A 14,712-nucleotide genomic window follows, 5' to 3' on the forward strand; every position below is an offset into this window, starting at 1 on the left:
ACTGTGGTTTAATACCGGAAACTACTACCTCCTAGAAACTCCCTCAGCAACGAAGTGGGCGGCAGCTCCTTGTCCCCAATATAATTGAAGTAGCGCAAGAATTTCAGCAGACGGTATGCTTCGGAATACTCTTTAGCCACACGGGGAACCTGTTGCAAAACCGGTTCCGCATGGCGACGGATGGCCGCCAGCTCATAGATCATGGCCGAATTGAACATCACGTCGGCATTCTCCTGAAACGGGAAGATCCACTTCTCTTCACCGCGTCGCACGCTGTCCCACCTGGAGATGGTCTCCTGTGCGGAATATCCGCGGTAACGGCTGTCACGGACAATCCTTCGCAACAGACGGTTGTCTGCTGGCGGGATCCAGTTGTGGTTGTCCAGCGAGATGGAGGTCAATGCCGAAACATAAACCATAAACTTCTGATTACGTGAGATGTGCTCCGTCAGTTTGGGATTGAGTGCATGAATCCCCTCAACGATCAACACGCTCTTATTGTCCATGACGAGACGGTGATTGCGAAACTCCCTTTGACCCGTCACGAAATTGTAAGACGGCAGTTCAATCTCCTCCCCGTTAAGCAGAGCGATCACATGCTTTTCAAACAGGTCGAGATCTATGGCGTAAAGCGATTCGTAGTCTTTCTCGCCAAACTCGTCGAGTGGAGTATGTTCGCGGTCGATAAAGTAATCGTCAAGCGAGATACCAACCGGCTTTAACCGATTCACATACAGTTGCACCTCCAGCCGTTTTCGGAATGTAGTCTTGCCCGACGACGACGGACCTGAGATCAGTACAACCCTCAAACCGTCGTTGTACCTGTCGGTAATTTCCTTGGCAATATCGGCAATCTCATTCGCCTGATAGGCTTCGGAAATCTGGATGATCTCCGAAATCTTATTCGATCGGATAGCCTTGTTCAGGTCGCCCACATTATCCAGCTTGCTGATCTTCAAAAACTCGATATGTTCGCGATAGACCTTCAGCAGCTTCTGTTGCGGGATGACCGGCTCAAGTTCAACCGGGTTCTGTCTGTTGGGAATCACAAGCAGATAGCCGCCATTATAGGGAACCACGTCGAACAGATTGAGGTAGCCGGTCGAAGGCAACAGGCAGCCGTAATAGTAATCGATATAATTGTCCAATTTGGAATAACGTGCATACAACAGTTCGTCAGAAGTTTCAAGCAACAGGGCCTTGTCATCCATTCCGTTCTCGCGGAAGAGTTTCACTACCTGGTCGATCTCCTCCTCCACCTGAACAAACGGTATATTGGCATCGATAATCTCCTGCATCCGCTTTTTGATTGCCATCAACTCCTTTTCTCCAACGGCCTCCTCACTTTCGATGTAGAAATAGTAACCCCTCGAAACTGCATGTTCGATAAAGACCTTTGCGTTATGGAGCGTATCATCAACCGCTTTCGAGAGGACAAAGCACAACGAACGCACGTAGGTGCGCATGGCCGACGAATCGGAAAGGTCGTTGAACTCCACTCTTCTTGGGTGATAGACTTTATAGGTCAATGCTTCCGTCTTGTTGTTCACCCTCGCGTTTGCAATCAGGTATGGTTTTTTCACTCCAAAAATGTCAATCAGCTCTTCCAACGAAGAGCCTACTGGAACATCCTTGTATTCTCCTGTGTTAAGGCAGTGAATACGAACAGTATCAATCATTTTTACTTCAATTAATATTTACAAACATTTGCAATAAAGCTTATTTTAGCTATATTTGCATGCTAATATACGCTATTTTTTCAATAATGGACTACAGTTTCTTCGACTTTTTAAAGCTCATCGGTTCCTTAGCCCTTTTCCTTTATGGTATGAAGATAATGAGCGAAGGACTGCAAAAACTTGCAGGAGATAAGCTCAGGACGATCTTGTCGGCAATGACCAAAAACCGTGTCATGGGTGTATTGACAGGTGTGCTGATCACCGCACTCATACAATCCTCGTCGGCTACCACAGTTATGGTAGTGAGTTTTGTGAATGCGGGACTGTTGAGCCTGGTCCAATCGATCGGTGTTATCATGGGAGCCAACATCGGGACAACGGTTACGGCGTGGATAATTTCTCTGTTTGGATTCGGGAAATTTTCCATCAGCGCTTTATCCATCCCGCTGATGGGTATTGCGATTCCACTGATCTTTTCATCCAGAAGCAGAAACAAGTCCATCGGCGAATTCATTTTCGGATTTGCCTTTCTTTTTATGGGGCTGGACTTCCTCAAGGGCGCAATGCCAGATCTGCAGAACAATCCCGAAGTGCTGTCGTTCGTACAAAACTTCTCTGATATGGGAATCGGGTCGGTTCTGATTTTTCTGCTGATAGGAACCGTTTTGACCATTATTGTACAGTCATCGAGTGCTACCGTAGCCCTCACACTGATCATGGCCACAAAAGGGTGGATCGATTTTCCAGCCGCAGCAGCAATGATTATGGGCGAAAATATCGGCACCACCATAACTGCAAATCTGGCCGCTATCCCTGCAAACCTGTCGGCTAAACGTGCAGCCTTTGCCCATTTCATGTTCAATGTATTGGGAGTTATCTGGATGTTATTCGTTTTCAAGTTTTTCGTGAATATGGTAGAAAATCTGGTGGCAACTTTCGGACCTGCCAATCCGGCCGATATTTCTACATTTTTTGCATCACTCTCCCCCGAAGAGTATAAGCAGATAACAACACTCTCAAGGTCGGAACTTCCTGCCGACCTAATCTCCAAACAGGAGATTTATCTCAATTATCAGAGTGCAACCTCATTTGGTCTCTCATTGTTCCACTCACTGTTCAATATCTGCAATGTGATGATAATGATATGGTTCGTTAAGATTTACGAGAAAATATGCATCACTGTTATACGTCCTAAAGCAGGTGAGGAGGAAGACGAGGAATTTGTTCTCCAATATATCTCGACGGGAATCCTCTCTACGGCCGAGTTGTCTATCCTGCAAGCCGAAAAGGAGACCGAAGTGTATGCCAAGCGGGCAAAGAAGATGTTTGGGTTTGTCAAGAAGATGACCAATATGGATCACAACGACAAGAAATTCCTGAAGCTCTACAACCGGTTGGAGAAGTACGAGGATATCTGCGACCGGATGGAGGTGGAGATAGGATCCTACCTGGGTAAAGTCTCCGAAGGAAGATTGAGTCACAGGAGTAAAGAGCATATTCGTGCCATCCTTCGTGCAGTAACGGAAATTGAGAGTATAGCCGACTCCTGTTGCAATATCGGACGGCACTTGAAACGGAAGATGGATGCAAATGTTGTATTTGATGAGAAGATCATCACCAATATCAATTCGATGTACGCGCTGCTGGATAAAGCTTTCGAGAATATGCAACTGCTGTTGAAGAACCAGCAGATTACCGAAATTGAATTACTTGAAAGTCAAGGCCTGGAAAAGAAGATCAACAGCAAGCGGAACGAACTGAAACTGAAGAATGTGGAAGATCTGAACGAAAACCTGTACTCATACCAGAATGGGGTCTTCTATATGGACATTATTTCGGAATCGGAACGGATGGGCGACTATATCATCAACGTAATTGAATCATTGAAAGTGAAACCGGAATGATTTCCGGGGCATCTACCGAGAAAATTTCCTACCTTCGTGGTTAAAACAAGGAACAATGAAGGATAATGACTGGAAAAAAAGGTTGAACATCGTCTACTCTACCAATCCAGACTACCACTACCAGGAAGAGGATACGGAAGAAGAGGTTGTCACTCTTCCAAAGGAGAAACAGCAGTTGCGCGTAAGTCTAGATAAACGGAACCGGAACGGAAAGGCCGTCACGCTTATTACCGGATTTACCGGGTCGGATGAGGCGTTGGAGACGTTGGGAAAACTGCTGAAGAGCAAATGCGGTGTAGGCGGCTCGGTAAAGAATGGCGATATTATCGTACAAGGTGACCACCGGCAAAGGGTACTCGAGATACTGCAAAAAGAGGGATATGCAAAGTCGCGCATCATCTGACTTCAATCACCTGCTACTGATAAAAGCTTCCGCCGGATCGGGAAAAACCCACCGGCTGACGGGGGAGTACCTGCGCCTGCTCTTCTCTGCCGAAAACCAGTACCGGCATATTCTGGCCGTCACCTTTACCAACAAGGCCACCGACGAGATGAAGTCGCGCGTGGTCAAAGAGCTCTACAAACTCTCGACCGGTGAAGAGTCGGGGTATGTAAAGGAGCTGACCGAAACATTCCAGATACCGGAAAGCCGCATCCGGGAAAAGGCCAAATCGATACTCGAAAGCATACTCCACGACTACTCGGCATTCTACATCAGCACCATCGACAAGTTCTTCCAGCAGACATTGCGCGCCTTTACCCGCGAGATGGGTTTGTCGGGAGGATTCAAACTGGAGCTCGACAACAATTTCGTACTGACCCAGGTTATCGATCTGATGATCTTTGAGCTCGATAAACCGCAGAACAGCGAACTGGCAGGATGGATTCTCGATTATATGAAAACCCAGATCGAGGAGGGAAAGAGCTGGAACATCAGGCAAAATATCGGCAAGCTGGGAAACCAACTTTTTAACGAAAAGTATAAACTGCTGACCAGAGACGACAAGCAGAAGATCGGGGACAAAAAAGAGCTGAACGATTACCGGCAGGAACTGCTGAAGATTATCCGTTCGTGGGAGGGGGAACTGAAATCGACAGGTACCCGTGCCCACGACCTGATGAATCGATTCGGATTGAGTTATACCGATTTCAAACATGGTAAAAATTCCGGGTTCCTGACTTTTGTCAAGTTGGCCAATGGCGATTTCAAAGAGCCATCGGATCGTTTCAAGAACCGGGCCGACAATCTGGAAGAGTGGATCCCCAATAAGAGCGACAAGAGAGAAGCCATCACCTCCGCCTACTACGAGGGATTGAACGACTGCGTGAAACAGGTTGTACATCTGTTTGAAAACAACCTTCACTACAATACGGCAGTGAGCATCCTTCAAAACTACCACACCCTGGGTATTCTCACCGACATACGCCAGCGACTGCAGGAGTACCAGCAGGAGAACAACACCCTTTTCCTATCCGACACCACCGAACTGCTGAACAAGATTGTATCCGACAGCGAGTCGCCCTTTGTATACGAAAAAACCGGCACACGCATAGACCATTACATGATCGACGAGTTCCAGGACACCTCATCCATGCAATGGCAAAACTTCAGACCGCTAATCAAGGAGAGTCTCGACAGTGGACATTTCAACCTGATTGTGGGCGACGTGAAGCAGAGTATCTACCGTTGGCGAAACTCCGACTGGGAGTTGCTGGAAAGCCGCATATTGCAGGACTTCCAGAACAATACCATCCGAAACAGCATACTCGATACAAATTGGCGAAGCGACAGTAACATTGTACATTTCAACAATGCTCTCTTCGCCACTGCAGCCAATAAACTACAGGAGAAATTCAACTCATCCGAAGAGTTGCAAACAAACCCCAATCGGAAGATAACGGAGGCATATCAACATGTCAGACAAGCGGTGCCGCCGGGAAGAGATCGGGAAGATGGGTACGTCAAGATTACCTTTCTGGATGCTTCCGATAAAGAGAACGACTGGAAATCGAAGGCGTTGGAGCAACTGCCACTGGAAATCGAACGGTTGCAGGATCAGGGATTTTCCTTGAAAGAGATTGCCATTCTGGTAAGGAAGAATGACGAGGCGGTTGAGGTAGCCGAGACGTTGTTGCACTACAAAGAGCAAAATCCCCAGTCACCTTACCGGTACGATATCATATCCAACGATGCGCTTGTTATCGGCAATGCACAAAGCGTAAAGGCTGTCATCGCCATGCTGCGCCATTTCCAGAACCGCAACGACGAGACCCGTCGCATGCTTGCCGTATATGAATTCTACAGGTTTCACCGGAAGTTGCAGCCAGATAGAGCCATCGGCACCTATTTTGACGAAGAGCAGGATTTTCCCGTTGAGATCAAGACGGAACTTTATCGTATCTCTACCCTGCCCTTCTACGAGATGATCGAGGCATTCTTTGCCATGAGCAGCGATGCACTCGACGAAAAAGAGAATGCCTATGTTCAGGCATTCCTGGATATTGTACTGAAGTTCAGCGCGGATGCTTCATCAGATATCAACGACTTCCTCGAATGGTGGGACGAGAAAGGATGCGGCAAGACACTCTTTTCACCGGACGACCAGGATGCGATCCGGTTGATAACCATACACAAATCGAAAGGATTGGGATTCGGAGCAGTCATTATGCCGTTCCTGAAATGGGAGATCGATCATACCGGGAACATGGGACCGATTTTATGGTGCAAACCTAAAGTAGAGCCATTCAACATGCTGGGAACAATTCCCCTGCAGTACAAAAGTTCACTTGAAAACACCCTTTTCAAGGAGGAATACCTGCAGGAGAAACTCTATACCTACATCGACAACCTGAATCTGCTCTACGTGGCATTCACCCGTGCCAAAAACCGGATCGTGGCTTACGCTCCCAAGCCGGCAGCAGACAAGGTAACCGACATATCCTCCCTGTTGTGGTGTTCATTGAGTGCAGAAGGGAGTGCAGAAGGACAACTTTTGTTACGTGACTACCTCACTGAGGAGGATAACCGTGCAATTTTCGAAATGGGAAGACCCGTCAAGCTCCGCCACAAACCCGAAGGGGAGAGTGAAGCTCCGTCAACGCTCGGTTCGGGCAAATGGCAGTCGGTTCCGTTCAACAAGCGGTTGAAGCTCCGGTTGAACTCCGCCGGCTTCTTCTCCGAGGAGGGCAGCCGCGCCTACGGCACATTGATGCACGAAATCATCAGCAGCATACATACCTTGGACGATCTGAAAGGTGCCATTGAGGCTAGGTACATCTCCGGCGAGATTAACTCGGACGAGAGGAGAGAGATCACCGGACTGTTGACTTCGGCCCTGTCGCAACCTGAGGTTTCTGGCTGGTACTCCGGAAAGTATCATGTGATCAACGAAACGGAGGTTTTACATCCGGTATTTGGTTTTAGTCGTCCCGACAGGATAATGATCGGCGACAAGGAGACAATCGTCGTCGATTACAAGTTCGGTGAAAGAGAGGAGGAGAAGTACAAGCGCCAAGTGAAGCACTACCTGCGACTGATCAGGGAGATGGGATACGATAATGTGAAAGGTTTTATCTTTTATGTCAAGCTCGGGAAGGTTGTCGAAGTAAATAAAATCTGAACATCATGCTTAAAGAGATCATATATGTAGGGCTGGGAGGAGGAATTGGCAGCATACTGCGATTTCTCGCGTCAAAGATCGCGGCAAGGTACATCCATGGCTATTTCCTGTTTTTGGGGACCTTTACCGTAAACCTCACAGGATCTCTCCTGATTGGACTATTCTCCGGCTGGATGCTCGCCAACCAGCCCGATAATCAACCGTTCAGGTTGCTTTTTATCGTAGGATTCTGCGGCGGATACACTACATTTTCGACGTTTGCGTTTGAGAACCTCCGGTTACTGGAACTCGGCCAGTGGACGCTGTTGACGGGATACACCCTCTGCAGCGTCGTACTGGGTATTGCTGCAGTCTGGATTGGAATGAAGATAGGAATGGCTGCATAGGGTATCAAGAAAAGTGAGAGCGGACTTACTCCTTCAACCTCCCGCTCTTCTTCAACGCCTGATCCAGGATCCACTGGATTTGGCCATTGACGCTGCGGAACTCGTCTGCCGCCCATTTTTCAATAGCCTCCATCGTCTCCGAGTCCAGCCGCAGCGCGAAATTTCTGGTTGTTTTCTCTTTTTTTGCCATTTTCACTCCTTCATTTTACCCAGCTTGACCAAGATATCTGCCAGCTGTTCAGGCTGTCTTGTTCCGACAAGTACTCTTCTGCCGTTCATCAGAACAAGCTGCAACCCCTGGTTTCCGGACATGTTGTAGGCTCTCCCCGATTTCAGTGACACCCTGAAACCCCAGCCCCCATATTCCCTCAAGGGGCTGTATCTCCTTAAATAGACACTGCTGATATTGTTCCAGTCGTAACGTTTATACCTGAGATGAAACGGAAAGTACTTCACGTAAACTCCTTCGGCATCGATATAAGTAATCAGTTTCGAACGCAGGAGTGCGATGCTCAGCGCAATGATTACCACGGCAGTGATCACCAGGGCAATATCGCTTGTGGGGTCGGTTCCCCAAGGTTTCCCAAACAGGAGCTGCTGGATCACTCCCCAAAGCATCAACGCATCTACCCCCAGCAACAGCACCCATCCCCACCAATGACGAAACCGCTGTACTTCGTAAAATTCAACCGGTCCTTGTTTCATCATTCTTGACTTTATCCTTTAACCCTGGCTCGCTTACTGATACAATGTTCCTGTATTCAATACCGGCTGCGCCGATTCATCAGCGCAAAGTACCACCAGCAGGTTGCTGACCATGGCCGCCTTCTTGTCACTATCCATCTCTATGATATTCTCATCTTCGATACGCTCGAGTGCCATCTTCACCATGGAGACTGCCCCCTCCACAATCTTCTCACGGGCCGAGATAATGGCTTCGGCCTGTTGACGGCGAAGCATCACGGCAGCGATCTCCGGAGCATATGCAAGGTAGTTGATGCGTGCCTCCACGATCTCTATCCCGGCCATCTCCAATCTGTTGTTCAGTTCATTGAGCAGATCAACGTTCACCTCATCACCACCCGAACGCAGTGTTATCTCGGAATCAGAAACCAGGTTGTTGTCGTAGGCATACTGTCCGGCTACCTGACGCAAGGCAGCGTCGCTCTGGACCGCAACGAAATTTTCAAATGCATCCATCTGCTTGCTTACCGAATAGGTTACCGACCCATCCTTACCCGGTTTTGAGGCGGCCATCGTCTGTGCATCAATCTCAAACATCGCCTTGTAAGTATCCTTCAGCTTCCAGACCAGCACCAAACCGATCAGGATGGGGTTTCCCACCTTATCATTCACCTTTATCGGATTCACGTTCAGATTTCTGGCACGCATAGAGAGTTTCTTCTTCGACATGAAGGGGTTGACCCAGAAGAATCCCGTCTCTCTCAATACTCCTTTGTATTTGCCGAAAAAGATCATCACAACCGCTTCATTGGGTTCAAGTTTTACAAACCCGCAAAGCAGAATGATCCAGACCAATGTCAAAAAACTACCGGTTATGATTCCGGCAACACCCAGAAAGAAAGAGAAAACCACTCCACACAACATCAACAGCAGCAAGAAGAGCATAAGAAAACCATTGACCTTAAAGCTCTTAAACGCAAATTCTTTTGTTCCCATACCGATAAATTTACAATGATATTATTTTGATATCGCAAATATATCAATTATTTTCCTTTTTTACCAAATTTTTCTGTCATTTTTTTCTTGTATTTAATTCTTCAGGGTATAATAGCATATAACATGAGTCGCCACAACAGTCAAAAGAGACAGTTAATTCCTTAATTATTAAGCAAAAAGTTATACCTTTGCAGCAGTTTTCAGAAAAAAGAGGATGATTTTTCATAATCGTTTAAATAACAATCAATTAGCAGTCGAATGAAAAAATTAGTTTTAACCGCGTTAGCAACTATGACTTTACTTGCTTGCAACAACACAAAAAATGGGCAAGAGACCCGGGAGAACGGGGCAATTTTCTACACCGAGTTTGAGACACCTTTCGGAATGCCTCCATTTGACCAGATCACTTTTGCCGATTTCAAACCTGCATTTCTCAGAGGGATGGAGGAGGAGGCCAGGGAGATTGATTCCATCGCAAACAATCCGGAGGCACCCACATTTGAAAATACCATCGTGGCATTGGACAACAGCGGACGCATACTGGAGAGGGTTTCAAGCGTCTTCTACGGTTTGAAGAGTGCCGAAACCAACGATTCCATCCAGGCACTGGCAGAGGAATTGTCACCGCTGATGTCTGAGCACCGCGACAACATTAATTTCAACGACAAGCTGTTCGCCCGCATCAAAACACTTCACGACTACACGACCGGCATGAATCTAACTACCGAACAGTACCGCTTGCTGGACAACTACTACAAGGGGTTTGTCCGCTCTGGAAGCATGTTGGGCGAGGCCGAGAAGAACAGACTTCGCGAGATCAACAAGGAGCTTTCTGCCTTGACGCTCAAGTTTGGCAGCAACCTGCTGAAGGAGACAAACGATTTCAAACTGGTTATTGAGAACCGGGAGGATCTGGCCGGACTTCCTGAAGGAGTTATCGCGGCGGCTGCCGAAACTGCCAGCAAGGAGGGAGAGGAAGGAAAATGGATCTTCACACTTCAGAAACCGAGTTGGTTGCCGTTCCTGCAGTACAGCGAAAAACGGGAGCTGAGGGAGAAACTCTACAAGGCGATGTTTAACCGTGGCGACAACGACAACGAGAACGACAATAAAAAGATTATCAACGATATTGTGAACCTTCGCATCGAGAAGGCACAAATGCTCGGATACAAAACCCACGCCGATTTTGTCCTCGAACAGAATATGGCTAAAACACCCGAAAACGTTTATAAACTGCTCAACGATGTATGGAAATATGCATTGCCTCAGGCTAAAAAGGAGGCAGCCGAACTTCAGGCGATGATCGACGCCGAGGGTGGCAATTTCAAACTGGAGTCGTGGGATTGGTGGTACTACACCGAGAAACTCCGTCAACAGAAGTATGCGCTCAATGAAGAGGAGATTAAACCCTACTTCAAGATGGAGAATGTACGCGAAGGGGTTTTCGAGGTGGCCAATCGCCTCTACGGTCTCAATTTCAAAAAAATGGAGAATGTACCGGTCTATCATCCCGAAGTGGAAGCCTATGAAGTGCTGGATGCGGATGGGTCTCATGTAGCGGTCTTCTATACCGATTATTTCCCGCGGGCAGGGAAAAATGCCGGGGCATGGATGAGCAGTTTCCGTGGTCAGCAGATCCTCGACGGCGAAAATATCCGTCCCCTCGTCTACAACGTGGGCAACTTTACCCGTCCCACCGAAACTACGCCCTCACTGCTCACCCTGGATGAGGTTGAGACACTGTTCCACGAGTTCGGACACGCCCTGCACGGCATGTTGTCTAACGTGACCTACTCAGGCGTTTCAGGCACGAGTGTATCCCGCGACTTTGTGGAACTCCCCTCCCAGATCATGGAGCACTGGGCATTCCATCCCGAGGTGTTGAAGCTCTACGCCAAACATTACCAGACGGGCGAGGTGATTCCCGATTCACTGATTGCGAAAATCGACGCTGCATCCAAGTTCAACATGGGATTCATCACTACCGAATTTGTGGCTGCTGCACTGCTCGACATGGATTACCATACACAGAGCGAAAAGAAGGATATCGACGTACGCAGTTTTGAGAAGAGATCGATGGAGAAGATCGGACTGATCAACGAAATCATCCCCCGTTACCGCAGCACCTACTTCTCGCATATCTTTAGCGGAGGCTATTCTGCCGGGTATTACGCATACCTGTGGGCAGAGGTGCTCGACGCCGATGCGTTCCAGCCATTCGTCGAAAAAGGGGTATTCGATAAGGCTACAGCCGCATCGTTCCGTGAAAATGTCCTGTCAAAAGGTAACTCGGATGATCCGATGACGCTTTACAAGCGGTATCGTGGTGCAGAACCAGATCCGGTCTATCTCTTGAAGAACAGGGGATTTGTTGAATAACTGCTGTTGCACAAAATAAACCTATGATATTGTTCTTAAAAAGACAAAAAAAGTGTATATTTGCAGGCTTGAAAATAAAGGCATTCCAAATGCCTTTATTTTTGGGATGTTTTTCGGACGAATACCCAAAAAATAGATTAATACACACATAATTAACGTAATATCGAAATGCAAAACAAAGGATTTATTAAAGTTTTCGCAGTCATACTCACGCTAATTTGTCTCTTTTACCTATCCTTTACCTTGGTAGGTAGACAATATGATAAAAAAGCCGAAGCGTATGCCAAAGGAGACTTGGAGCTAAAGAATCAGTATCTCGATTCACTTTCTACCGAGAAAGTCTATTTAGGATACACATTAAAACAGATTCGTGAAAAAGAGATCGGTTTAGGACTCGACCTGAAAGGCGGGATGAACGTAATTGTGGAGATGGATGTGGCCCAGGTGCTCAGGGCACTGGCAAACACCGATGACCCGCAGTTCAACCAGGCCCTGCAGGAGACCATTGTTCAGAACAGGAAGGGTAGCTCGTCCGACTTCGTTACTCTTTTCCGACAAAACTACGAAAGAATAAATCCCAACGGTAAACTGGCCAATATTTTCAGCATTACCATGAGCGACAGGGTAGCTCCTACAGCCACCAACGATCAGGTGGTGGCTGTCCTCCGCCAGGAAGTGAAAAGTGCTGCCGACAACTCGTTCAATGTGCTTCGTACACGTATCGACCGTTTCGGGGTGGTTGCACCCAATATCCAACGTCTCGATCAGGCCGAACGTATCCTTATCGAGATGCCGGGCATCACTGAACCCGAACGTGTCCGCAACCTCCTGCAGGGAAGCGCCAACCTGGAGTTCTGGAAAACCTACAATGTAAATGAACTTGGATCCTTCTTCAACGAAATAAATACCCGTTCTGCCGAATATGCTCAGGCTCTGCGTGGAGCTGCAACCACCACCGATTCCACTGTAGTGGCAGAGACAACAGAAGCTGAAGAAAGAAAAACTGTAATCGAAAAAAGTTTTATTGAATACTTTGCACAGCCCTATTTTGCCATGAGCGGAGCCACTGGTCCCATCGTTGGAACGGCTGCAAAAAACGACACTGCCGCAGTGAACTTCCTGCTTCAACGTTACAAGGATCTTTTCCCGGCCGATGTACGTTTCAAGTGGGGTTTCAAGCCGATCGACCAGCGCGAAACCTATTTCGAACTCTATGCGCTGAAAGGTGACGGAACCCGTCGCGGACCGGCTCTCGAGGGTGATGTGGTGACCAATGCCAAGGCCGACCAGAGCCAGCAGGGTTCAGCATGGGAAGTGAACATGACCATGAACTCTGCCGGTGCCAGTCGTTGGGCAACCATCACTGGAGCAGAGAAGGGCAAGTGCATCGCCATCGTGCTGGATGGTTATGTATACTCGGCACCTGTCGTGAAGGACCGTATTGAGGGGGGACGTTCATCGATCTCCGGGCGTTTCTCCGCAGAAGAGGCGGGAGACTTGGAGAACGTGCTGAAGTCGGGCAAAATGAAAGCGGGTGTACGCATCGTCCAGGAAGACGTTGTAGGTCCCTCGCTGGGTAAGGAGGCCATCCACGACGGTTTTGTCTCGTTCGTCATCGCATTGATCGTGCTCTTCATCTTCACCTGCCTGTTGTACGGATTCATCCCGGGCATGGTAATCAACGGAGCATTGCTCGTCAACTTCTTCTTTACGCTGGGAATCTTGGCAGCTTTCCAGGCAGTGTTGACGCTGCCCGGTATCGCGGGTATGATCCTCTCACTCGCCATGGCTGTGGATGCCAACGTACTTATCAACGAACGTATCAAGGAGGAGCTTGCCAATGGAAAATCGCTGCGTAAAGCATTGGAAGATGGTTACAAGAACGCATTCTCTGCCATTCTCGACTCCAACCTGACCACCATCATCACCGGTATCATCCTGGCGATCTTCGGAACAGGTCCGATCAAAGGGTTTGCCGTTACGCTGATCATCGGTATCGCCGTATCGTTCCTCACCGCTGTCTTCCTCACCCGTCTGATTTACGAGTATCAGTTCGACCGGAACAGGTGGCAGAAGCTCACCTTCAACACTGCATTCTCGAAAGCTATCTTTAATGTATATAATTTCGACTTCATCCACAACAGCAAGAAGGTATTGTTGGGAGTTGCAATTTTTGTTGTAGTTAGCATCATCTCGCTCTTCACCCTGAAACTGAATTCGGGTATCGACTTTACCGGTGGACGCAACTACATCGTTCGGTTCGATCAGCCGGTGAAGACTGGAGATATCGAAGAGGTACTGCAACCGGTTTTAGGTGGATCGGCACAAGTTATCACGATCGGATCAAGCAATCAGGTGCGTATCTCAACCAACTACATGATCGACTCCGAAAGTGCGACAGTGGAAGAGGATCTGGTTTCGCTGCTGGGACAAGGCTTGAAAGAGTATATCACCCCGGGCAACAGCATCAGCGACCATATATTGAGTTCGCAGAAGGTGGGACCAAGTGTTGCAGAGGACACGATGAAGAACGCATTCCTTGCGCTTACCATCGCGCTGATCTGTATGGGTATCTACATCTTTGCCCGATTCCGTAACTGGGCATTCTCAGTAGGTACGGTTGCCGCACTCGCAGTAGACACGTTTGCCGTTATCGGACTCTATTCACTTCTCTGGAAGGTGATGCCGTTCTCCATGGAGATCGACCAGACGTTTGTTGCGGCAATACTGACCATCGTGGGTTACTCTATCAACGACAAGGTGGTTGTATTTGACCGTTTCCGCGAGGTACACCAGCTCTATCCGAAACGTGAATTGCGTGCAATATTCAACGACTCGATGAACGCTGTTTTGGCGCGTACCATCAATACCGGTTTGAGTACGATCCTGGTGATCTTCTGTATACTTTTCCTTGGAGGTGACGCTGTAAGAAGTTTCGTCTTCGCCATGCTGATTGGTGTGGTTGTAGGAACTGTAACCAGTCTCTTCGTCGCTTCACCTGTGGCCTACTCGATCATGAAGAGGCAGCGCGAGAAACAGGCAGAATTGAAAAGATAATCACCTA

General features: G+C 48.1%; 10 protein-coding genes. 6 read left to right on the forward strand and 4 right to left on the reverse strand.

From position 1 onward, the window contains the following. Positions 1-8: 8 nt before the first annotated feature. Positions 9-1,679 carry a nucleoside kinase gene (locus ING2E5A_RS10020; RefSeq protein WP_071137285.1) on the reverse strand — a complete coding sequence of 557 codons (1,671 nt, stop codon included), beginning with the start codon at positions 1,677-1,679 and terminating at the stop codon, positions 9-11. Positions 1,680-1,765: 86 nt separating this feature from the next. Between ING2E5A_RS10020 and ING2E5A_RS10025 the strand changes: the two genes are divergently transcribed. The 4 genes from ING2E5A_RS10025 to crcB are packed head-to-tail and all read left to right on the forward strand — an operon-like array spanning position 1,766 to position 7,589. Continuing rightward, on the forward strand, positions 1,766-3,583 hold the full coding sequence (locus ING2E5A_RS10025; protein ID WP_071137286.1) for a Na/Pi cotransporter family protein: 1,818 nt from the start codon (positions 1,766-1,768) through the stop codon (positions 3,581-3,583). Between the two features lie 55 nt (positions 3,584-3,638). Further along, the gene (locus ING2E5A_RS10030; RefSeq protein ID WP_071137287.1) at positions 3,639-3,986 is read left to right on the forward strand and encodes a translation initiation factor; all 348 of its coding nucleotides are present in this window, start codon (positions 3,639-3,641) and stop codon (positions 3,984-3,986) included. After that, positions 3,964-7,203 (forward strand): UvrD-helicase domain-containing protein, encoded by a 3,240-nt coding sequence (locus ING2E5A_RS10035; RefSeq protein WP_071137288.1) that lies wholly within the window; start codon positions 3,964-3,966, stop codon positions 7,201-7,203. The genes ING2E5A_RS10030 and ING2E5A_RS10035 overlap by 23 nt, the downstream gene beginning before the upstream one ends. A 5-nt stretch (positions 7,204-7,208) precedes the next feature. After that, complete coding sequence (gene crcB, locus ING2E5A_RS10040; protein WP_071137289.1) at positions 7,209-7,589, forward strand: fluoride efflux transporter CrcB; 381 nt, start codon at positions 7,209-7,211, stop codon at positions 7,587-7,589. A 25-nt stretch (positions 7,590-7,614) separates the two neighbouring features. Here crcB and ING2E5A_RS10045 read toward each other — a convergent pair whose 3' ends face one another. From ING2E5A_RS10045 to ING2E5A_RS10055, 3 genes are read right to left on the reverse strand one after another with little or no spacing between them, the layout of a single operon-like run. Beyond that, positions 7,615-7,779: an Arc family DNA-binding protein gene (locus tag ING2E5A_RS10045; protein WP_071137290.1), complete on the reverse strand. Its 165-nt coding sequence runs from the start codon at positions 7,777-7,779 to the stop codon at positions 7,615-7,617. A gap of 2 nt (positions 7,780-7,781) precedes the next feature. Further along, positions 7,782-8,297 carry a DUF6141 family protein gene (locus ING2E5A_RS10050; protein ID WP_092031339.1) on the reverse strand — a complete coding sequence of 172 codons (516 nt, stop codon included), beginning with the start codon at positions 8,295-8,297 and terminating at the stop codon, positions 7,782-7,784. A gap of 30 nt (positions 8,298-8,327) precedes the next feature. After that, a complete protein-coding gene (locus ING2E5A_RS10055) occupies positions 8,328-9,269 on the reverse strand; it encodes an SPFH domain-containing protein (RefSeq protein ID WP_071137292.1) in 942 nt (313 codons plus the stop codon). Positions 9,270-9,560: 291 nt separating this feature from the next. Here ING2E5A_RS10055 and ING2E5A_RS10060 point away from each other — a divergent pair, with 291 nt between their 5' ends. Further along, on the forward strand, positions 9,561-11,648 hold the full coding sequence (locus tag ING2E5A_RS10060) for a M3 family metallopeptidase (protein ID WP_083373291.1): 2,088 nt from the start codon (positions 9,561-9,563) through the stop codon (positions 11,646-11,648). Positions 11,649-11,816: 168 nt separating this feature from the next. Then, positions 11,817-14,705, forward strand: coding sequence for a protein translocase subunit SecDF (secDF, locus tag ING2E5A_RS10065; RefSeq protein ID WP_071137294.1), 2,889 nt, complete (start codon positions 11,817-11,819; stop codon positions 14,703-14,705). Positions 14,706-14,712: the final 7 nt, after the last annotated feature.

The organism is Petrimonas mucosa (assembly GCF_900095795.1).
Classification (GTDB): Bacteria; Bacteroidota; Bacteroidia; order Bacteroidales; family Dysgonomonadaceae; genus Petrimonas; species Petrimonas mucosa.